Raw genomic sequence first — 20,601 nt, 5'->3', positions numbered from 1 at the left:
CGCCCGTGCGTTTCAGAATTGATACCGTACACCCACTTGGCCCGTCGCCGAAAGCTGATCCGCGACGCCGCTCTGGCTGAACGAATACAGGCCTGCTGAAGCAGTCGTGCCGATCCGACCGAAATTGTGATAATAGAGCGCGGTCGCCGCGGCGCTTGTCACGCCCGGCGCATCGGCAATCCCGCTGTCGTAATAATTGTAGATCAGCGTCCCGTTGATACCGGAGACCCGCGTGAGCGGCACGTTGGCGAACGCCTGGGCATAATAGCTCTGGTCGCTGACGCCGTTGATCGAGAACGCCGCGTTGATCTGGTCGGGCGCAAGGAAGCGGCGGTTCGAATAGCCCGCGCCCACGCCGAGATTGAGCTTGCCGCGCGTCGCCGAGATCACCGCATCGATGCCGCGTGCGCGATACGCCGAGGTCGAAATCGACTGCAACGCGCCGTTCAGGCACCCGCCCGCCCCCGCGCCCGCCGCGCCAAACGTGCAGCCGCTATATTGCTGACCGAATGCCGCACGCTGTTGGAGGAACGAGGTCGGCAGACCGGCCAGGCTGTTGCGCAACTGCCCCCCGAACGTCTCGACCGTGTCATAGACATCGGCATTGACCGAGATCGAGCGCGTCGCGGCGTAACTGAGCGTTCCGAAATAGGTCATCCCGCCATACCGCCGCCCGACATGTGCCTGCAGCGTGGTGCGCTCCGACGGACGCCAGATCACGCCCGCGTCATAGATCAAGCCGTCGGTCTCGTAAGCGATGCGTTGCGGCGAGGCAGGATCGGACTGGAAGCGGCCGCGGCGGTCGACCACCGGCACCCCATTTGCGTCAACCAAGGCATCGCGTTGGCGCACTTGCAGATTCTGGTAGCCGACGCCCGCGGTGAGCGCGACCGTCGGCGCAACCGGCGCGACGAGATCGGCGCGAACGACCTTGTCCTCCAACTTCTGATCGAGCTGGTTGGCGGTCTCGCGGTCATAGGCGGCCGAGACGTTGATCCCGACGGGCAGCAGCGCCCCAGCTTTCACCCCCGCGCTGACGTTGACGGTGTGGCTTTGCGAGCTGTCGAACACGTCAAGCCGCGGGCTGCCGGGTGCGACACCGGTACTCCCCGGCGAACCGGCCTTGGTGTAGCCGTAGCGATAGCTCGCCGCGACGCCGACCGGGCCGACATGCGCGGCATAGCTCGGCCCGACATAGCCCGAGAACACCTGGCTGATATTGTCACGCTGGCCGACCTGCGCGATCGGTGCTGCGCCGCGAATATCGGTACGCGTCTGCGTCGCGATCGCGCCGGCCTCGATGCTGAGATTAGGTGCCACGGCGATGCTGCCTCGCGCCAGGCCATTGTGCAGATCGTCGTCCCCGACACGCTTGGCGTAGGAAAAATGCCGCTCATAGCGGTAGCTGACCTGCAGCTGCGTACGCTGAGTCTGGACCGACGCCTCGACCCCGCCCGCGACCGTCGAATAGGTCAGGACGTCGTCATTTTTGAGGTCGGCGGTCACGATCTGCCCGATCTCGATATACGGCGAGATGCGGGTTCGGCGTTGCTGGTCCTGCGCCTGCGCCGGTGCGGCCGCGATCAACGCGGCGAGCCCAGTCCCGAGCAGGAGTGCAGTGGAGCGGAGGCGGCACTTCATGACGCGTCTTCCTGTTGTCCATAATAGCTGCCGAAGCGCCGCCCACCGGGGGCGAACGACACGGCGTTGAGGAGGAGTTGGATGTCTTCGCATCCGTCGAGCAGGTCGATCGCCTCGCGCAGGTCGCTTTCGCTGGTGCGGTCGGCGCGCACGACGAGCATCACCTGCCCGGCATGATGCGCGAGCGCGGCAGCAGGGGATGCGGCGAGCACCGGTGGCGAATCGAAGATCAGCACGCGCCGCGGATCGGCCGCGAGCAGTTGCGCGATCAGTTCGCCGGTCCGCGCGCTCGCGACAAGCTCGGTATCGGCATTCGACTTGGTGCCGCACGGCAGCAGGCTGAGATGCGGGATATCGGTGCGCACGACGCAGCTCTCGAGCTCGACCTGCGGATCGGCGAGCGCATCGAGCAGCCCCCGCCCCTCGCTCAACCCCAGCCGCGCCATGACGTCGGGCTTGGCGAAATCTGCGTCGATCAACAGGATTTCGAGGTCGCGCTCGGCCGCCATCGAGATGGCGAGGTTGAGCGCGCAATAGGTTTTGCCGTCGTCGGGCTGTGCCGACGTAACGAGGATCGTCCGCGACAGGTCGCCAGATCGCACGCGAACGCCGCGCGCGGTGGTGAGCAACTGGCGCTTCACGAGCCGGAATTCCTCGACCAGTGCGCCGATCGGCGCACCCGGTACGAGCACGCCGCGTTCGGCGAGCAAGGCGCGATCGATCTTGACCTCGGTACCCGGCCGAGGCGTAGCGCGCGGCGCCGCGATCGGACGCGGCTCGGGCGTAGGCGACGCGACTGGCGCGATCGGCGTGGTGACCGGCTTCTCGGCCGGCACATCGTCGAGCGGACGGAAATGGGTGTTGAAGTCGTAGCGCGTTGCCGCCTGTTCGAGCAGCGAGGGACGCTTGCGCGGGGTTGGATCGCTCATGCTGCCAATCCTCGCTGAAGCATCTCGACCCCGAGCAAGCCGATATAGGCTGCGCCCAGTGCACCGACCCCGCCGGCAAAATAGGCGAGCATCCGCCGCCGGTGGGCGAGCTGCGCCTTGGTGACGATCGCGCCAATCGAGCCGATCACCGGCAGCCCGGCGGCCTTTTCGAGCCGGCCTGCGGTCGCAAATGTCGTCTTGAACTGCGTCAGCCCGAAAGCCACCGCGACGCCTGCGCCGAGCGCTGCGATCAGCACCCCGGTCAGCAACAGCGGCCGGTTGGGCGATGCAGGAACGCGCGGTGCCGTCGGCGGATCGATTACGCTGAACTTGATCGAATCGGTCTGGCTCTGCGCCTGGCCGCGCAGCTTGATCGCCTCGCGATCAGCCAGCAGCTTGGCATAGCTGTCCTTCATCACCTGATAGTCGTTATCGATCTGCGACTGCTGCGCGGCGACCGCGGGGTCGCCAGCGAGTTTGCCGTTGATCGCATCGAGATCGTGCTGGAGTTGCCCCTTGCGCGCGCTAAGCGCCGCGACCTGCGCCTGTTTGTCGGCCTGGATCGAGCGCAGCCCGAGATAGGCCGGGTTCGAAGCCGACGCGGCGCCACCGCCGCCGACCATCGGTTCGCTACGTGCTGCTGCCTGCGCGGACGCAAGCTGGCTGCGCAGCGCGACGACGTCGGGATGGTTCTCGGTATAGCCGCGCGCCCGCGCATCGGCGAGCTGCCCCTGGATCGCATTGAGCCGCGCACGCGCCGGGCCGGCGCTGGCGGCAGCGCCCGCTGCGCCGGGGATGTTGGCGGGCGTTCCGGCCATCTGGCCATTGACCACCGACAACGCCGACTGCGCCGCCGCCAGATCGCTATCGACCTGCGCCATCGCCGAGCGTGCCGCGCCCATCCGGTCGGTCAGCGAGCCCGAACCCGGCAGACTGCCGAGATAGCGGTTCTGGAAATCGGCGCGCTTGGCATCGGCATCGGCGAGCTGCTTCTGGCGCTGCTCGAGCTGCGCATCGAGGAATTTGAGGCTCGAATTGGTCTCGTCGCGGTCGCCCGACAGATTCTGTTCGACGAACAGGTCGATCAGCTTCTGGACGATCTGCGCGGTCACCTTGGGGCTCGATCCGCTTGCGACGATCTCGAACAGATTGTCCTGCTGCGCGGTGATCTTGATCGCCTTGGACAGCGTGTTGACGCGGTCGGCGACGTCGCGGTCAGTCTTGACCGTATTGGCGAGATCGGTGCCGCGCACGACCTTTTCCAGATTGACCGCCGAGGTCAGCGTCTGGCGGATCGTGTCGACGTCCTTCTGCTGATCCGCAGCGGTGATCCCGACCGCGCTCGGCAGGATCGTGTTGAGCTGGACGAAGACGCGCGCGCGCGATTCGTAGCTGTTGTGGAGCTGCGCGACGACCGCCCAGCCCAACACCGCGACACCCCATGCGACGCCGAGCGCTATCCAGCGCCGCATCCACATGGTGTGCAGGATGATCTGCACTTCGGTGAGGAAACCACTCATCGTTCGGCGGCCCCTAGAACATGCTCTCGGGGATGATGATCACATCGCCGGGTTCGAGCCGCACGTTGGCCCGGCTGTCGCCGTCCTTGAGCAGACGCGACAGTTTGAGATTGTATTCGACCTGCTTGCCGGTTTCACGATTGTAGCGGACGAGCTTTGCGCGGTTGCCTGCGGCATATTGGCTTAAGCCCCCGACCGAGATCATCGCGTCGAGCAGCGTCATGTTGGCGCGGTACGGGATCGAAGCAGGCTTGGCGGTCGCGCCGACGATGCGGATCTGCTGGCTGAAGGTGCCCGAAAAATTCTCGACGATGACCGAAACGATCGGATCCTTGATATATTCCCCAAGCGCGATCTTCATGTCGTCGGCGAGCATCCGCGGCGTCTTGCCGACCGCGGGCATGTCGCTGATCAGCGGCGTGGTGATCCGGCCGTCGGGGCGGACCTGCACCTTCGACGACAGCTCGGGGTTGCGCCACACGAAGATGTTGAGCTGGTCGAGCGGGCCGATGATATATTCCTCGCCCGGCTGTTCCTGCCCGGCGACAAAGGCGGCCTGCGGCAGTTCAGGACGGCTCGCGGTCGTGCAACCGGCCAGCGCGAGCGCGCTCGTCCCGACGCTCAAGACCGCGCGAACTGACTTCGAAAAACGCTGCATGCATACCTCCCACCGCTTGATGCTGCCGACCCGAGTCACGTCTGCCCCGGATGAGCAAGCTACGGCTGTCGACACGATATGGTGCGGAAGGGGTGAATATACCGTTAGGAATGCTCGGCCAGCGTTTCTGCCGGGAGCGGATGCCCCAGAAACGCCGTCGGGCTTGCCGAGACCCCGTACGCGCCGGCCATGAACACCGCAACCAGATCGCCGACTGCGGCGACGGGCAACGTGACGCGATCGGCGAGCCGATCGAGCGGGGTGCACAGCGGCCCGACGACGCTGACGACCTCAGTCGGCGCACCGGCGGCGGCGGTGGCGATGCTCACCGGATAGTTGCGCTTGACCACCGTGCCGAGATTGCCCGTCGCCGCGAGCTGATGGTGCAGCCCGCCATCGACGACAAGGAAGGTCTCGCCGCGGCTCTCCTTCCGGTCGACGACGCGCGTCAGATAGACGCCCGCCTCGCCGACGAGCCAGCGTCCGAGCTCGATCGCAAAGCGCGTGTCGCGCAAGGCCGTGCTGCGGGTGGCGAGTGCTTCCGCGAGCGCCGCGCCGATCGCGGCGATGTCGAGCGGCGCTTCGCCCGGGAAATACGGGATGCCGAAGCCTCCACCGAGATTGACGAGCGGCGGCATCACGCCGATTTCCTCGGCGAGCCGCCCGGCCAGCGCCATCGTTGCCGCCTGCGTGTCGATGATCGCCCGCGCGTCGAGCGCTTGCGAGCCCGCGTAGATATGCAATCCGCGCCAGTCCGCCCCGCTCGCGATCACATCGCGGGCGACCGCCGCGGCGCGATCGGCGTCGATCCCGAACGGCGACGCACGCCCCCCCATCCGCATCCCCGATCCGCGCAGCTCGATCTCGGGATTGACCCGGATGGCGAGGCGCGGCGTGATACCAAGCCGGTCGCCAATGCCAAGCGCGCGCGTCGCCTCGCCGCTCGATTCGAGGTTGATCGTGACCCCGGCCTTTATCGCAGCCGTAAGCTCGTCGTCGCGCTTGCCCGGGCCTGCGAAGCTGATCGTCGGCGGCGCCTTGCCCGCCGCGAGCGCCATCGTCAGTTCGCCGCCCGAAGCGATGTCGAGCCCGTCGACCAACGGCGCCATCGCCGCGAGCAGCGCCGCGAACGGGTTGGCCTTGATCGCATAATGCAAGTCGATGTCAGGAAAGGCCGCGCGGAAGCGAGCGATCCGCGCTTCGACCGCTCCCCTGTCATAGATGAACAGCGGCGTATCGCCCGCCATCGCCACCCAATCCGCGGCGCTGCGCCCGGCGATCGTGAGCGGGGCACCGGCAAAGTCGGCAGGGATCGTACCCATCGGTTTCATGACGTCAGTTCCGCTTTGATCGCTGCCCGGTCGAGCTTGCCGTTGGCGTTGCGCGGCAGCTCGGCGCGCCATTCGTAGCGCGTCGGCTGCTGGAAGCTCGGCAGATCGCGCCGCAAGCGCGCGCGCAGATCGGCCTCGCGCGCACCGTCGCCGCGCGCCACCACGACGATCGCCTGGCCGAGCCGCGGATCGGGCACGCCGAGCGCGACCGCCTCGACGGTCTCGCCGCCCGCCACGACGGCTTCCTCGATCTCGGTCGGGCTGATGCGGTTGCCGGCACTCTTGATCATCTCATCGTCGCGTCCGACGAAGCGCAACAGGCCTTCGTCGTCGATCACCGCCGTATCGCCCGACCACACCGCCATTCCGCCCGATGTCGACCAGGCCGGTGCGGGACGGAAACGCTGCGCGGTGCGCTCGGCATCGCGCCAATACCCTTGCGCGACAAGCGGCCCGGCATGGACGAGCTCGCCCGGCTCGCCCGCCGCGGCTTGCGTTCCGTCGGGGCGGACGATCATCACCTCGGCAAAGGGGATCGCGCGGCCGATCGAGTCGGGATGCGCGGCGACCAGCGCGGGGGCAAGATAGGTCGAGCGGAACGCCTCGGTGAGCCCGTACATCGGGTAGAGATCGGCCTGCGCGAACCGCGCCCGCAGCCCGGCGACGAGCGGCGCGGTCAACGCTCCGCCCGAATTGGTGAGGCGCTTCAAAAGGCTTGCCGTGGCATCGGGCCACTCGGCTTCGAGCAGCTGGACCCACAGCGGTGGGACGCCCGCGAGCGTCGTCGCGCCGACGCGTTCGACCGCCTTCACGACATCGCGCGCCGTCAGATAATCGAGCGGCGCGTAACTGGCGCCCGCCGCCCAGGTCGAGAAGGGCTGGTTCTGCCCATAATCGAAGCTCAGCGGCAGCACGCCGAGCACGCGGTCGTCGGGCGTCAGCCCGAGATAGTGCGCGACGCTGATCGCGCCGAGCCACAGATTGGCGTGGCTCAGCATCACCCCCTTCGGCCGCCCGGTCGATCCCGAGGTATAGAGGATCGCGGCAAGCGTGGCGGGATCGGCGTTCGACGGCGGAAGTCGGCCCTCCCCGTGCACGTCTTCTTCGAGCAAGGCTGCACAGTCCTCGGGGATATCACCGCTTTCCAACGTATCGCGTCGAGCCGCTTGCGTCAGCAGCGCTGCCGCCCCGCTGTCGGCCAGAATATAGGCGACCTGCGCACGCTTGAGCATCGGGTTGATCGGAACATGCACGAGGCCCGCGCGTGGCGCCGCCATCGGCAATACGCACGCCAGCCGTGTCTTGGGCAGCCAGCTCGCGACCCGCGCACCCGGCGCATAGCCCTGCGCCGCCAGCCACGCCGCCACTTCGCCCGTCATCCGCTCGAGCCCGTCGAAGTCGAGCGTCCCCGCGCGATCGATCACCGCCACCGCATCGCCACGCCCGAACGCGGGCAGCGTATCGATGGGCCGGGGGATTGGGTCGAGCGCAAGCATGCCCCCTGATAGCGAACGCGGCTTGGCTGTGAAGGGCTCGCGCGGGGGCGGCTCTTGGCATTGCCCGGCCCAGTCTCTATCGCGGTGCAACATAACGGCTAGAACCGGGGCTCCTTGTGCTTCCAGATGATTACGACCAGATCGATTCGACCGTCCGCGCGACGTTGCGCGACGTGCTGGGGCTGAGCGAGGCGCGTGCGGCCGAGTTGCGCGCAGAGACGCCGCTGTTCGGCGCGATGCCCGAACTCGATTCGATGGCGGTCGCTGGCCTGCTGACCGAGATCGAGGAGCGGCTCGGCATCCTGATCGAGGATGACGAGGTCGATGGCGAAATGCTCGAGACCTATGGCAGCCTCGTCCGCTTCGCCGCGGCCAAGGCGCCGCGATGACGCTACCCGCTTGATCGACTCGTACGAGACGCGCCGCGGCCGCGAGGCCATGCTGCGTTTCGGGCCGGCGAGCGGGCCGATCGCCGTGGTTGCATTGCCGCTGTTCGAGGAAGCCAATCGCGTCCGCGCGCTTGCGGTGGCGATCTGCCGCGCCCTTGCACGCTGCGGCGTGGGCAGCTTGCTCCCCGACGTGCCGGGCCAAGGCGAAAGCCTCGTTGCGCTCGAGCAGTGCGGCATGGGCGATTTCAACGACGGCATTGCCGACGCGATCAAGCTTGAGCGCGCCGACAACCGCCGTTGCTACGGCGTGTCGATCCGCAGCGGCGCGCTGCTCGACACGACGGCCGCATTGGACGGTCGCTGGCAGCTTGCGCCGCAGGACGGCGCGAGCGTGCTGCGCGACCTCAAGCGGATCAAGCAAGCCGCCGCGCGGGCAGGAACGGTACTGGGCGATCGTTGGCATCCCGATGCCGATGCGCCGATCGAGATTGCGGGCAACCGCATCGCGCCGGGTCTGCTGACCGATCTCTCGCGGCGTATCCCGCGGACTGCGGCGGATGGGGGATTCGTCCGGACCGTCCGGCTCGCGACCGACACGATGCCAGCCGATCGGCATGTCCCCGGCGCACCGCTGTGGCGACGCGCCGAGCCGGATTCGGACCCTGCGCTCGCGACGTTGCTCGCCGACGATATTGCCGACTGGATTAACACATGCGGCGGGTGATCCGCTTCGCCTGCGCGGGCGACACGCTGTTCGGCACGCTTGATGAAGCGCCGGGCAAGACGGGGCTGCTGATCGTGTCGGGCGGCAACGAGATCCGTATCGGCGCGCACCGCGGGATGGCGCTGCTGGCCGAGCGCCTTGCGGCGCGGGGGATCCCGGTGCTGCGCTTCGACCGGCGCGGGATCGGCGATTCGACGGGGACGAACGGCGGGTTCCTGACCTCGGGCCCCGATATCGGGTGCGCCGCGGCGACCTTCAGCGCCGAGGCGGGAATCGAACGGCTCGTCGGTTTCGGCAATTGCGACGCGGCGACGGCGCTTGCGCTGTTCGGCGCGACCGCGGGGATCGACCGGCTGATCCTCGCCAACCCCTGGGTGATCGAGGACACCGACGCGCTCCCCCCAGCCGCCGCGATCCTCGCGCGCTATGCCGAGAAGCTTAAAGACCCCCGCGAATGGCTGCGGCTCGCGCGCGGCGGCGTCAATTTGTCCAAACTGGCCGGTGGCTTGGCCAAGGTTGCGCAGAGCAAGCCTGAAGCCGCCGAGAGCCTGGCGGCGCGACTGCGCGCGGCATTGGCGGCGAGCCGGATCGACACGACGATCTTGCTCGCAGCGCGCGACAACACCGCGATCGCGTTTCGCGACGGATGGGACGGGCCGGTCGCGCTGTGCGACACCGACAGCCACAGCTTCGCGCATTCGAGCGATGCGGCGTGGTTGGAGGCGCAGATATTCAGCGCGGTAACGCGCGTCTAGAGTTTGATCGACGCCCCCTAAACCGTCACCCCGGGCCTGTCCCGGGGTCCACCGGGACGCATATCCTGCCCATGCAGAAACTGTGGCGCGGTGGACCCCGGCACGAGGCCGGGGTGACGAAGAATGAGGCTCTTACTCCGCCGCCTCGGCCAGCTCGAACTCGGCCTCTGCCAGGAACTTCTCGGCATCGAGCGCCGCCATGCAGCCCGTCCCCGCTGCGGTCACCGCCTGGCGGTAGATCTTGTCCATCACGTCGCCGCAGGCGAACACGCCCGGTACGCTGGTCCGCGTCGAACCCGTCTCGACCCATAGATAATGGTCCTCGTCGAGCTTCAGATGCCCGCGGAACAGTTCGGTCGCGGGGTGATGCCCGATCGCGACGAAACCGCCCTCGGTCTCGAGCCGCGACTTCTCACCGGTCACGGTGTCGACCAGATCGATCGCGACCAGCCCGGCATTGCCGCCGCCATCGACGAACTGGTCGACTTCCTTGTTCCACAAGACGGTCACGCCCTTGTGCGCGAACAGCCGCTCCTGGAGGATGCGCTCGGCGCGGAGCGAGCTGCGGCGGTGGATCAGCGTCACGTCGGGCGAATGGTTGGTGAGGTACAGCGCTTCCTCGACCGCGGTGTTGCCGCCGCCGATTACCGCGACCTTCTTGCCGCGATAGAAGAAGCCGTCGCACGTCGCGCACGCGCTGACGCCCTTGCCCTTCAACGCTTCCTCGCTGTCGAGCCCAAGCCACTTGGCCTGTGCGCCGGTCGCGATGATCAACACCTCGCCTTCATAGACGTCGCCGCTGTCGCCGGTCAGCCGGAACGGGCGCTGCGACAGGTCGACCGCGACGATCGTGTCGTACATCAGCGTCGTGCCGACATGCTCGGCCTGCTTCTGCATCTGCTCCATCAGCCACGGCCCCTGGATGACGTCGGCAAAGCCGGGATAATTCTCGACATCGGTCGTCGTCATCAGCTGCCCGCCGGGCTGGATGCCCTGGACGAGGATCGGCTTCATCCCCGCGCGTGCGCCATAAATGGCGGCGGAGAGGCCGGCGGGCCCCGAACCAAGAATCAACATGCGGGTGTGGTGAGTGGTCATGATGGCTTTCATCCTGTCGGCCCGCTGCCTCTAGGGGAGCAGCGGGCCGGCCAATGAGATGGGAGGTCGTAGACAGCGCGCAAGACCGCGCCGTGCGAGATCAGGCCGGGATGCGATACATGCTGCACAACTTGTTCCCGGCAGGATCGCGCAGGTAAGCCAGATAGAGCTTGCCGAAACCCCCTTCGCGCACGCCGGGATCGTTCTCGATCGGCGTGCCACCTGCCGCGACACCGGCAGCGTGCCACGCATCGACCTGCTCGGGCGACGCACCGGCAAAGCCGATCGTCCCGCCATTGGCGTGGCAGGCTTCCGCACCGTCGATCGGCTTGGTGACGATGAACAGCCCGCCTGCGTGCATATAGACGAGCCGACCGCTGTTTTCGACTGCGGGCTTGGCGCCGAGCGCACCGAGCGTCGCATCATAAAATGCGCGCGAGGCCTCGAGATCGTTTGATCCGACCATGACGTGGCTGAACATAGCGTGCTCCGTGATTGCGCCGCGCACCGTGCAGCGGCAGTGCGTCGCGGCTAGCGCATTTGCCGCGGACACGAAAGACACCTGTGCACGCGCTGCCCGCACGCCTGGGCGCAAACGACACGCCGCTTGTCGGAACGCCCGCCCACGCCCTATCTCCACTGCTACCGCAGGAACGCCGCTCGCTTATGCTCAGCCAACTCGAACAGGTCAGCGCCAATCTGGCCGCGGCGCGTGCGCTCCGCGCCGAGGGCGTGGCGTATCGCGTGATCGGGCGTCGGCTGGCGCTGACGACGAGCCAGCTCGGCCACATCCGCCGAACGCTCAAGCGCGAGAAGGCCGGGCAGACGCGCTTGCACCGGACGATGCCGGGCGCGACCGCGCGCGACTTTCCGGTCGGCCGGTCCGCCTTGCCCGCTGGGCTGCGCGGGATCCTGACCCGCGCCGGATACCGCACGCTCGGCGATCTCGCCGATCGAATCGCCGATCGCGACCAGCCCGGGCTCGAGACGATGCCGGGGCTCGGCCCCGTTCGCATTCGCCTGGTCCGCGCGCTGCTGGACGAATTCGGGCTGCGCGCCGGGTCGAGCGATTTGCAGGCAGCGATCGAGGCGCTGTTTCCAGATTTGCGCGATTAGGCCGCGTACCACCTGCCGCTGGCAACCCGGCGACTGGAGCCATTCGGCGCGTCATGCTTTAATGCGAGGACCGCCTCCCCCACGCTCCGCGGGCGGCTTCGGAAGGAATCTCCATGCGCTACAATAAGCTTGGCCGCACCGGCCTGTTCGTCTCGGAACTGTGCCTCGGCACGATGACCTTCGGCGGCGGCGACGACATGTGGGGCAAGATCGGCCAGCTCGGCCAGGATGAAGCCGATGCGCTCGTCCGCGTCGCGATCGATGGCGGGATCAATTTCATCGACACCGCCAACGTCTATTCGAACGGCCGCTCGGAAGAGATCACCGGCCAGGCGATCCGCAACCTCGGCCTCAAGCGCGAAGAGATCGTCGTCGCGACAAAGGCGTTCGGCGAGATGGGCGCTGGCCCGAATGCGCGCGGCGCATCGCGCTATCACCTGATCGACGCGTGCAAGGCGAGCCTCAAGCGGCTCCAGCTCGACCATATCGATCTTTACCAGATCCACGGCTTCGACCCCGCCACGCCGATCGAAGAGACGCTGCGCGCGCTCGATACGCTCGTCCAGCATGGCCATGTCCGCTATATCGGCATCTCGAATTGGGCGGCGTGGCAGATCGTCAAGGCGCTCGGCGAATCGGCGCGGCTCGGGCTGCACCGCTTTGCCTCGCTCCAGGCCTATTACACCATCGCCAGCCGCGACCTCGAGCGCGAGATCGTGCCCGCGCTCCTCTCGGAGGAAGTCGGGCTGATGGTGTGGAGCCCGCTCGCCGGGGGCTTCCTGTCGGGCAAATATGACCGCGCCGACGAGAGCAAGACCGATGGCCGCCGCGCGACCTTCGACTTCCCGCCGATCGACAAGGATCGCGGTTATGCGATCATCGACGTGATGCGCCCGATCGCCGAGGCGCACGCCGTGTCGGTCGCGCAGATCGCGCTCGCCTGGCTGCTCCACCAGAAGGCGGTGTCGAGCGTGATCGTCGGCGCCAAGCGGCCCGACCAGCTGACCGACAATCTTGCCGCGACCAAGGTCGAACTGTCGGCCGACGATCTCGCCAAGCTCGGCGAGACGAGCGCTTTGCCTGCGGAATATCCCGGCTGGATGTTCGAACGTCAGGGCGAATATCGCCGCACGCTGCTCGAGAAGATGCGCTGACGCCCGCGCCCGGTTCGTCGGTGCGGGCGAGCCGGGCATTGGGACCTACTGTCACCCCGGGCTTGTCCCGGAGCCCACCGCCGGAGCCATCGCGCGCACCCCGGTAGACCCCGCGACAAGCCCGGGGTGACGACGGTATATGCCGAGCGAACGACTACACATGAAAAGGGATGGTAGCGAAGGAGGGACTTGAACCCCCGACCCCAGGATTATGATTCCCGTGCTCTAACCAACTGAGCTACTTCGCCGTGGCCCCGGCTAAACCGGAGCGTGCCGCTGTGTGCGAGGCGCGGGCTATAAGTAGGCGCATCCGGGCGGTCAACCCACCTTTGCGCCGGTTTCGTCTCAAGCGAACATATGGCGCGAAAGCGGCTCCCACGGGCCGCCGCGATACCACCAGCTCGCCAGCCCCGCGAGGCGAACGGTGCGGGGCTGGAAATCGCGCGCGAGCTCGGCCTGCAGCGCCTTGGCGACGCCGGGCTCGACCTTGTTCTGCACCGTGACATGCGGCCGCCAGCCCGCGCGGTCCTGCGGCGTCAGCACCGCGGAAAAGGCATCGGCGAGCCGATCGCGGATATCCTCCAGCGCGGGCGATTCGATGCGGAACGCGACACCGCGGCCGAGCGACATAAGCCCCGCGATCCGCGCCTCGGGTGCGCGCACGCGGCTGGTCTCCGCCGCGAGCCGCTGCTTGAGTTCGCGCTCGAGGCTCGGCGCGAGGTGATGGAACATCGTCAGATGCGCCTTGAGCTGGTTGCGCTCGGGCGGGAAGTGCCGGACGCGCAGCTCATCGAACCAGGCCGCATCACCCGCACCGAACAGCGCGGTGACGATGATCGGCGCAGGGCCCGACGTGGGGACGACCTCGCTCAAATCTCGAGCTGGCTGCCGAGTTCGACCACGCGGTTGGTCGGCAGGCGGAAGAACTCCATCGCGCTCTCGGCGTTGCGCAGCATCCACGAGAAGAGCTTCTCGCGCCACAGCATCATCCCCGGGCGCGACGACGGCAGCAGCGTCTGGCGCGACAGGAAGAAGCTCGTGTCGATCATCCGGAAATCGGCACCGCAGCGATGGACGTTGGCGAGCGCCACCGGGACGTCGGGCTCCTCGATGAAGCCGTAGCGCAGCACCATGCGGTGGAAGCCGGCCCCCAGATCCTCGATCATGCAGCGATGCCCCTCGGACACATAGGGGACGTCGGCGATCTTGATCGTCAGCAGGATGATCCGCTCGTGGAGCACCTTGTTGTGCTTGAGGTTGTGCAGCAGCGCGTGCGGCACACCCTCGGGCGAGGAGGTCATGAACACTGCGGTGCCCGGCACGCGCGTCGCCGAGGTGGCGGCCGACTGGATGAAGATCTTGATCGGCATCGCGCCCTCGCGCATCCGGTCGATCATCAGCTGCCGTCCCTTCGACCAGGTCGTCAGGATCGTGAAGATGATCAAGCCGACCAGCAGCGGGAACCAGCCGCCCGCCGGCACCTTGGTCAGGTTCGCCGAGAAATAGGCGCCGTCGACCAGGAAGAACACCGCGAGCAACGGCAGCGCATAATAGACCGGCCAGTTCCACAGCCGGAACAGCACGACGCTAAGCAGGCAGGTGTCGATGAACATCGCCCCCGTCACCGCGATGCCATAGGCCGACGTGAGGTTGGACGAGGTGCGGAAGAAGATCACCAGCAGCAGGACCATCGTCAGCAACAGCCAGTTGACGAGCGGAATGTAGATCTGCCCGACCGTCGCCGCGCTGGTATGCTCGATCCGCAGTCGCGGCATGAAGCCCAATTGGATCGCCTGCTGCGTTACAGAGAAGGCGCCCGAGATCACCGCCTGCGATGCGATCACTGCGGCCATCGTCGCGAGGATGACGAGCGGGAGCTGGAGGCTGTCCGAGGCGAGCATGTAGAACGGGCTCTCGAGCGCCGGCTGCCCCATCCGCGAGAGCAGCGCGCCCTGCCCCATGTAATTCATCATTAGTGCCGGCAGCACGACGAACAGCCACGAGACGCGGATCGGGTTGCGCCCGAAATGCCCCATGTCGGCGTACAGCGCCTCGGCGCCGGTCACCGCGAGCACGACCGACCCGAGCGCGAGGAACGCGCGCAGCGGATCGAGCGCGAAGAACTCGACGGCATAGTGCGGCGAGAAGGCCCAGAGAATGTCGGGCGTCTTGACGATGCTGAGCACGCCGAGCGTCGCGATCACCGCGAAATAGACGAGCATGATCGGGCCGAAGAACAGCCCGACGCGCGCGGTCCCGCTGCGCTGGATCCAGAACAGGGCGATGATGATGGTCATCGCGATCGGCATGACGAGATTGCCGAGCCCGGGCGAGACGACCGCGAGCCCCTCGACCGCCGACAGCACCGACACCGCCGGGGTGATCATCGAATCGCCATAGAACAGCGCGGTCGCGAACACGCCGAGCAGGATGATCCCGCGCGACCAGCGCTTGTTCTTGGTACGCCCGTTGACCAAAGCGAGCAGCGCCAGGCTGCCGCCCTCGCCCTTATTGTCGGCGCGCATGATGATCGTGACGTATTTCAGGCTGACGACGATCATCATCGACCAGAACATCAGGCTGACGACGCCCATGATGTGGACCGGATCGAGCGCGAGCTTGTGGTGCCCGGCGAAGGTTTCGCGAAAGGCGTAGATCGGGCTGGTGCCGATGTCGCCGAAGACGATGCCGATCGCGCCCAAAGCGAGCTTTGCGAGACCGTCCTTGCCGTGATGCGGGGCGTCTTCGCCGATCGTATCGGGCGTCGAATCGCGATTGGCGGGCAGGTCGCCCGCACTTGCCTGAGTGGTCGTCACGCTAAGGGTGTTCTTGCCCGGATTTCATGCAGATAGGTCATGGATGACGGCTAAGCCTCGGTCCCGATGGTGCGGCGCAATAGCACGCGGCAATGCCCCCCGCAACGCCATGTACAGCGCATGTTCAGACACGTTCAATCCTCGGTCGCGAGCGTGCGGATCGTGAATTGCGTGACGAGCCGGTGGACGCCGGGAAGTGCCGAAAGGACTTCGCGGTGGATCCGCTCGTAGCTGTCATCCTCGCGGACCAGCACCTTGAGCAGGTAATCCGATTCGCCGCTCATCAAATGCGCCTCGCTGACTTGCAGCGTGCGCGCGAGCGCTTGCTCGAACTGCTGCATCGTCGCCTGGCGCTGGTCGGTCAGCGTCACCGAGACGAACACCGTCGAGGGATTGCCGCGTGCGGCGCGCGACAGGCGGGCGCGGTAGCCGAGGATCATCCCCTGCTGCTCGAGCGTCTTGACGCGACGATGCGCGGCCGAGGGCGAAAGGCCGACGCGCTCGCCGAGCGCCTCGCTCGTCAGCCCCGACTCTTGCCCGAGCTGTGCGATGATCTTGCTGTCGATCGTATCCATCCGGGACGCTGTTGCGCGGGCGTGGCACGTTTTGCAATACAATCCCGATCTGCCTCGCCTTGCGGACGAGTTTGCACGCACTTCCCGCTCGCACTGCTGTAGAAGGGCCGCACTCAATAGGAGAGTTTGCGATGCGCATCGGCGTTCCCAAGGAAATCAAGAATCACGAATATCGTGTCGGCCTGACCCCTCCCTCGGTCTCCGACCTCGTCGCCGCGGGCCACAGCGTTGCGGTCGAGACCGGCGCCGGCCTCGGCATCGACTTCGAGGACCAGGACTATGTCGCCGCCGGCGCGACGATCCTTCCCGACGCCGCGAGCGTGTTCGCGCAGAGCGACATGATCGTGAAGGTCAAGGAGCCGCAGGCGAGCGAGATCGCGCTGCTCGAGCCGCGCCACCTGCTCTTCACCTATCTCCACCTCGCCGCCGACAAGCCGCAGGCCGAGGGGCTGATGAAGTCGGGCGCGACCTGCATCGCGTACGAGACCGTCACCGCGCCCGACCGCTCGCTGCCGCTGCTCAAGCCGATGTCCGAAGTCGCCGGGCGCATGTCGATCCAGGTCGGCGCGCACTATCTCGAGAAGGAGCAAGGCGGCCGCGGCATCCTGCTCGGCGGCGTGCCGGGCGTGGCGCCGGCCAAGGTCGCGATCCTCGGCGGCGGCGTCTCGGGCGTCAACGCCGCGCAGATGGCGGTCGGGATGCGCGCCGACGTGACGATCTACGACATTTCGAACGCACGGCTCGCCGAGCTCGACATGTTCTTCGGTAGCCAGATCAAGACCGCCTATGCCTCGCGCGCGGCCATCGCGGCGGCGGTGAAGAGCGCGCATCTCGTGATCGGCGCGGTGCTCGTCCCCGGCGCGGCGGCGCCCAAGCTCGTCACGCGCGACATGCTCAAGACGATGAAGCGCGGCTCGGTTCTGGTCGACATCGCGATCGACCAGGGCGGCTGCTTCGAGACGAGCCATGCGACGACGCACGAGGACCCGGTGTTCGAAGTCGACGGCGTGATCCACTATTGCGTCGCCAACATGCCCGGCGCGGTCGCGCGGACCTCGGCGTTCGCGCTCAACAATGCGACGCTGCCGTTCGTGCTCAAGCTCGCGACGCTCGGCGCCGAGGGTGCGATGCAGGCCGATGCGCATCTGGCCAACGGGCTCAACGTCTCGGCGGGCAAGATCCGGCACCAGGCGGTGGCGGATGCGCTCGACCTGCCGTTCGAGGCGTGGGCAGGCTGAGGCTGGGGCTGACTGATTAAGGGGAGCGCCCGCCGTGCGATGGCGGGCGTTTTTGCGACGAAGCGAGTTAGTTGACTCGATTGACCCCAAGACGCGCGATCTTCGAGCGCGATCGTTTCCATTCTGGTGCCAATGCCGACCGTGCGGGCCGGCGATTTCAAAGAGCCGGGAGACGTATACCACAGGCGCGGGGTTGTAGGACAGCGGCCCTGTCGGATCGGGCGGACGCAGCCCGCGATCCCAAGATATTCGCCCGCAGCGGGATTGCCAACGCGCGTGGCTTCGTCCAGCCTCCCGCCATCGGGGGAAGACGATGTCACTGATTTTCGCTGCATTATTGGCCGCGGCCGGCGTTCAGGCGTCGGACGCTCCACCTGCCACGCCGGCATTGCCCGGCGCCGCTCCACCGCTCCCGTCCGCCGAACAGCGGGTTGCCCAATCCGCCAGCATCGGCCGTCTGCTCTATCTTTTCGACCGGGCGGCCTGGACGAGCACGGATGCGGTGACCGCGACCGTTGCCAAGGACCAGCTCACCGGCGTCGGCGGCTATGTCGTCGAGCTGGCCGATCCGCAGACCTTGCGAGTCACCTATTATCGCGGCGCGGGCGACGCGGCGCGGGCGTTCTTCGTCGCGGATGTGCGCGCCGGTCAGGTGGTCCGCAAGGAATTGCTCGCCACCCCCGTCGCGTTGAGCGCGGATCAGGCGATCCTCGCGCGCGCTCGTACCGTGGCGGCGGCACGGGCGGTCGAGCGCGGCTACAAGCCCTGCACCGCTTTCCCGTTCAACACCGTCGTCCTGCCGTCGCGCAACGGCGGTCCGATCGCGGTGTACCTGTTGTCCGCGATGCCCGATGCGACGACCTATCCGATGGGCGGGAATTACCGCGTCGTCGTGGCGTCCGACGGCAGCGTGGTTGCGTCGCGCCCGTATACGGTGAGCTGTCTCAACGTGCCGATCCCGAAGCTTCCGGCCGGCGCCAAACCGGTCGGCGTCACGGTTACGCATCTGCTCGACCCCGTACCGACCGAGATCCATGTCTTTGCATCGTACAGCCTCAGGATGCCGGTGATCGTCGCCACGTCCGACAAGCAGGTCTGGGTGGTGCAGGGCAGCAGCATTACGCCCGCAAAATTCAAATGATGTCGCGCGGCGGGCGACGGTCGCGGTGTTGAAGCCGCGATGTGTTCGCCCCTAGCCTCCTGCGCGGGGCGCCAGGTGTTCGCCCGCACCCCCCACGCGATCCGCGGTCGGCCTGGGACGGCCGATCAGACGCAGCGGCGCCGCGGGACCAGGCTTCCCATCTCGACGCGCGAATGGCCGAGAATGTCGCAGGCTTTGCCGCGGATATACGCGATGTGCTGGGGGGTGAATGTCCCGCCATCCTGGCGCAACAACGTATCGGCCTCGGCCTTGAGCGCGTTGGCGCGCGCCAGCTTTGCAGCGCGCATCGTCGGGGTTTCGGAAGACGGCGCGGCGTTCAGGCTTTCGATCGACGTTCGATAGGTGCTGTAGTTCGGGGCACCCATCCCGCCGTCGAGAACAGTCGTTTGCGCGCTGGCGGATACGGCGGTCGTCGCCGCCACGCCAAGTATCAGCAGTTTGATCATCGTAGCTACTCCCTGTCGGACAGTGATGGAGAAAGGCGTACAAGAGCCGCTTGTGTTCGCGATAGTATCCGCCTGCATCTACTGCAAAGCAATCGAGAAATGGCGATCGAACGGCGGGTCCGGTTTCGTCATCCGGGCAGGCTCGCGCCAGCGATCCCGCTCGTCACGCGAGAGCTTTCCCGTTCCCGCCGCCCGGGCAATCCGCTATCATGCAGGGGTGCGCATTTTCCCCCTCGCAACCGCCCTCCTCCTCATCCCGGCCAGCGCCTGGGCGCAGTCGGCCGCGCCGATCATCCCGACGCAGATCGCGCAACCTCCCACTATCACGGCGACCGCATTCCCGCTGATCGACACCAAGACCACCCCGCCCCCGCTCGTCGCGCTGCCGATCGTCGAAACCGCGGCCACCGCGCGCGCGGAAGATGCCGCCGAATACGCCAGGCTCTTCGCGGTCCCGTTGCGCGAGGCGATCGCGCGGCTGGCGGTGCAGGATGCGAGCGTTCCCGTCACCGATGCGATCGCCGAGCGGTATCGCGACCGGCTCGCCGGGATCGCGATCGAGCATCGCCCGGCCTATCGCATCGTCGTCAATCTCACCGGCACCGCCCCCGTCGCGCCCGAGCAGGTCAGCGCGGGCGGGATCACCGTGCCGATCGTGTTCCGCCCCGGCGCCGCGGTCACGCGCGAGCGGGTGATCTGGGCGATGACCAATCACCAGGCGGCGATCCGCGCGGCGCTTCGCACCCCGCCCGGCATGGGGCTCGATCCGCACACCGGCGCGCTCGTCGTGACGATCGGCAGCAGCGACGCCGCCGAGGGCGCGGCCAGCCTCGAGCAGCGGCTCGGCGCGATCGCTGGCGTGCCAGTCAAGGTCCGCGCGCTCAACCAGAAGGACGTCAACCTCTCGCCCGAGGGCGGCGCGCGAGTCGAGGGGCTCAACCCCGACGACAAGCGGCGCTATGTCTGCACCACCGGCTTCAACATCACCGACGGCGTGCGCAGCGCGGTGACGACGGCGGCGCACTGCGTCGACCATCTCGACTATCGCGGTGCGCGCGGGGGCATCGAGCCGCTCAGCTTCGTCGGGCAATGGGGCTGGGGCTATCGCGACGTCCAGATCAACGCCGCGCTCGGGCCGTTGCCGCCGACCTTCTATGCCGATGCCGCGCGCACCCGGCTACGCCCGGTAACGGGCAGCCGCGGCCGCGCGAGCACGCGCGCGGGTGATTTCGTCTGCCATCGCGGCGAGCGCACCGGCTATAGCTGCGCGCTCGTCCAGCTCACCGATTTCGCGCCGGCGGGGGATCTGTGCGGGGGCCCGTGCCTGCCGACCTGGGTCACCGTGTCGGGCCCGACGTGCAAGGGCGGCGACAGCGGATCGCCGGTGTTCAGCGGCACCACCGCGCTCGGGATACTGAAAGGCGCGAGCTATCGCGGCGACGGGTCGTGTGCGTTTTATTTCTACATGTCGCTCGATTATCTGCCAGAGGGCTGGTCGTTGCTCCAGGCGATGCCGGGCGTCGTCCCGACGGGATGACGCGCGGCGGCGCCGA

At 67.3% G+C, this 20,601-nt stretch carries 20 protein-coding genes and 1 tRNA gene; 8 read left to right on the top strand and 13 right to left on the bottom strand.

The genetic code is table 11. The features are described from left to right. Nucleotides 1-12 precede the first annotated feature (12 nt). The 6 genes from E2E30_RS03780 to E2E30_RS03755 form a co-directional block, all read right to left on the bottom strand. Nucleotides 13-1,641 carry a hypothetical protein gene (locus E2E30_RS03780; protein WP_133187387.1) on the bottom strand — a complete coding sequence of 543 codons (1,629 nt, stop codon included), beginning with the start codon at nucleotides 1,639-1,641 and terminating at the stop codon, nucleotides 13-15. Continuing rightward, on the bottom strand, nucleotides 1,638-2,570 hold the full coding sequence (locus tag E2E30_RS03775) for an AAA family ATPase (RefSeq protein ID WP_133187385.1): 933 nt from the start codon (nucleotides 2,568-2,570) through the stop codon (nucleotides 1,638-1,640). Before E2E30_RS03775 ends, E2E30_RS03780 begins: the two co-directional genes overlap by 4 nt. Continuing rightward, nucleotides 2,567-4,090, bottom strand: a complete 1,524-nt coding sequence (locus E2E30_RS03770; protein WP_133187383.1) for an XrtA system polysaccharide chain length determinant — start codon at nucleotides 4,088-4,090, stop codon at nucleotides 2,567-2,569. Before E2E30_RS03770 ends, E2E30_RS03775 begins: the two co-directional genes overlap by 4 nt. 13 nt (nucleotides 4,091-4,103) lie before the next feature. After that, nucleotides 4,104-4,748: an XrtA/PEP-CTERM system exopolysaccharide export protein gene (locus tag E2E30_RS03765; protein WP_133187381.1), complete on the bottom strand. Its 645-nt coding sequence runs from the start codon at nucleotides 4,746-4,748 to the stop codon at nucleotides 4,104-4,106. A gap of 104 nt (nucleotides 4,749-4,852) precedes the next feature. Then, nucleotides 4,853-6,079: a pyridoxal-dependent decarboxylase, exosortase A system-associated gene (locus E2E30_RS03760; protein ID WP_133187379.1), complete on the bottom strand. Its 1,227-nt coding sequence runs from the start codon at nucleotides 6,077-6,079 to the stop codon at nucleotides 4,853-4,855. Continuing rightward, entirely contained in the window at nucleotides 6,076-7,575 is a 1,500-nt protein-coding gene (locus E2E30_RS03755) for an AMP-binding protein (RefSeq protein ID WP_133187377.1), read from the bottom strand. The genes E2E30_RS03760 and E2E30_RS03755 overlap by 4 nt, the downstream gene beginning before the upstream one ends. Before the next feature lie 116 nt (nucleotides 7,576-7,691). Here E2E30_RS03755 and E2E30_RS03750 point away from each other — a divergent pair, with 116 nt between their 5' ends. The 3 genes from E2E30_RS03750 to E2E30_RS03740 are packed head-to-tail and all read left to right on the top strand — an operon-like array spanning nucleotide 7,692 to nucleotide 9,443. Continuing rightward, nucleotides 7,692-7,964 carry an acyl carrier protein gene (locus E2E30_RS03750; RefSeq protein ID WP_133187375.1) on the top strand — a complete coding sequence of 91 codons (273 nt, stop codon included), beginning with the start codon at nucleotides 7,692-7,694 and terminating at the stop codon, nucleotides 7,962-7,964. A gap of 10 nt (nucleotides 7,965-7,974) precedes the next feature. Continuing rightward, nucleotides 7,975-8,688 carry a hypothetical protein gene (locus tag E2E30_RS03745; protein WP_133187373.1) on the top strand — a complete coding sequence of 238 codons (714 nt, stop codon included), beginning with the start codon at nucleotides 7,975-7,977 and terminating at the stop codon, nucleotides 8,686-8,688. Next, nucleotides 8,676-9,443, top strand: a complete 768-nt coding sequence (locus tag E2E30_RS03740) for a hydrolase 1, exosortase A system-associated (RefSeq protein ID WP_133187371.1) — start codon at nucleotides 8,676-8,678, stop codon at nucleotides 9,441-9,443. Before E2E30_RS03745 ends, E2E30_RS03740 begins: the two co-directional genes overlap by 13 nt. A 132-nt stretch (nucleotides 9,444-9,575) precedes the next feature. On the opposite strand, the gene trxB is transcribed toward E2E30_RS03740, so the two are convergent. Then, on the bottom strand, nucleotides 9,576-10,541 hold the full coding sequence (gene trxB / locus E2E30_RS03735; RefSeq protein ID WP_133187369.1) for a thioredoxin-disulfide reductase: 966 nt from the start codon (nucleotides 10,539-10,541) through the stop codon (nucleotides 9,576-9,578). Between the two features lie 100 nt (nucleotides 10,542-10,641). Further along, entirely contained in the window at nucleotides 10,642-11,022 is a 381-nt protein-coding gene (locus tag E2E30_RS03730; RefSeq protein WP_133187367.1) for a VOC family protein, read from the bottom strand. A gap of 185 nt (nucleotides 11,023-11,207) precedes the next feature. Here E2E30_RS03730 and E2E30_RS03725 point away from each other — a divergent pair, with 185 nt between their 5' ends. Then, nucleotides 11,208-11,657, top strand: a complete 450-nt coding sequence (locus E2E30_RS03725; RefSeq protein ID WP_133187365.1) for a hypothetical protein — start codon at nucleotides 11,208-11,210, stop codon at nucleotides 11,655-11,657. A gap of 113 nt (nucleotides 11,658-11,770) precedes the next feature. Beyond that, nucleotides 11,771-12,811 (top strand): aldo/keto reductase, encoded by a 1,041-nt coding sequence (locus E2E30_RS03720; RefSeq protein WP_133187363.1) that lies wholly within the window; start codon nucleotides 11,771-11,773, stop codon nucleotides 12,809-12,811. Nucleotides 12,812-12,982: 171 nt separating this feature from the next. Here the strand turns inward: E2E30_RS03720 and E2E30_RS03715 are convergent. From E2E30_RS03715 to E2E30_RS03700, 4 genes are all read right to left on the bottom strand, one after another. Next, nucleotides 12,983-13,059, bottom strand: a tRNA-Met gene (locus E2E30_RS03715). 97 nt (nucleotides 13,060-13,156) lie between these two features. After that, nucleotides 13,157-13,684 carry a 2'-5' RNA ligase family protein gene (locus tag E2E30_RS03710; RefSeq protein ID WP_133187361.1) on the bottom strand — a complete coding sequence of 176 codons (528 nt, stop codon included), beginning with the start codon at nucleotides 13,682-13,684 and terminating at the stop codon, nucleotides 13,157-13,159. Beyond that, nucleotides 13,681-15,564: a potassium transporter Kup gene (locus E2E30_RS03705; RefSeq protein ID WP_240699092.1), complete on the bottom strand. Its 1,884-nt coding sequence runs from the start codon at nucleotides 15,562-15,564 to the stop codon at nucleotides 13,681-13,683. The genes E2E30_RS03710 and E2E30_RS03705 overlap by 4 nt, the downstream gene beginning before the upstream one ends. A 197-nt stretch (nucleotides 15,565-15,761) precedes the next feature. Beyond that, nucleotides 15,762-16,202, bottom strand: coding sequence for an Lrp/AsnC family transcriptional regulator (locus tag E2E30_RS03700; RefSeq protein WP_133187359.1), 441 nt, complete (start codon nucleotides 16,200-16,202; stop codon nucleotides 15,762-15,764). Between the two features lie 131 nt (nucleotides 16,203-16,333). Here E2E30_RS03700 and ald point away from each other — a divergent pair, with 131 nt between their 5' ends. Both ald and E2E30_RS03690 read left to right on the top strand, forming a co-directional pair. Further along, nucleotides 16,334-17,440: an alanine dehydrogenase gene (gene ald / locus E2E30_RS03695; RefSeq protein WP_133187357.1), complete on the top strand. Its 1,107-nt coding sequence runs from the start codon at nucleotides 16,334-16,336 to the stop codon at nucleotides 17,438-17,440. 313 nt (nucleotides 17,441-17,753) lie between these two features. After that, the gene (locus tag E2E30_RS03690; protein ID WP_133187355.1) at nucleotides 17,754-18,581 is read left to right on the top strand and encodes a hypothetical protein; all 828 of its coding nucleotides are present in this window, start codon (nucleotides 17,754-17,756) and stop codon (nucleotides 18,579-18,581) included. 125 nt (nucleotides 18,582-18,706) lie between these two features. Here E2E30_RS03690 and E2E30_RS03685 read toward each other — a convergent pair whose 3' ends face one another. Beyond that, the gene (locus tag E2E30_RS03685) at nucleotides 18,707-19,048 is read right to left on the bottom strand and encodes a hypothetical protein (RefSeq protein ID WP_133187353.1); all 342 of its coding nucleotides are present in this window, start codon (nucleotides 19,046-19,048) and stop codon (nucleotides 18,707-18,709) included. 217 nt (nucleotides 19,049-19,265) lie between these two features. Here E2E30_RS03685 and E2E30_RS03680 point away from each other — a divergent pair, with 217 nt between their 5' ends. Further along, entirely contained in the window at nucleotides 19,266-20,585 is a 1,320-nt protein-coding gene (locus tag E2E30_RS03680) for a hypothetical protein (RefSeq protein ID WP_133187351.1), read from the top strand. Nucleotides 20,586-20,601: the final 16 nt, after the last annotated feature.

Source organism: Sphingomonas sp. AAP5, from assembly GCF_004354345.1.
Lineage (GTDB): Bacteria > Pseudomonadota > Alphaproteobacteria > Sphingomonadales > Sphingomonadaceae > Sphingomonas > Sphingomonas glacialis.
This window is presented reverse-complemented; position numbering and strand designations above follow the sequence as displayed.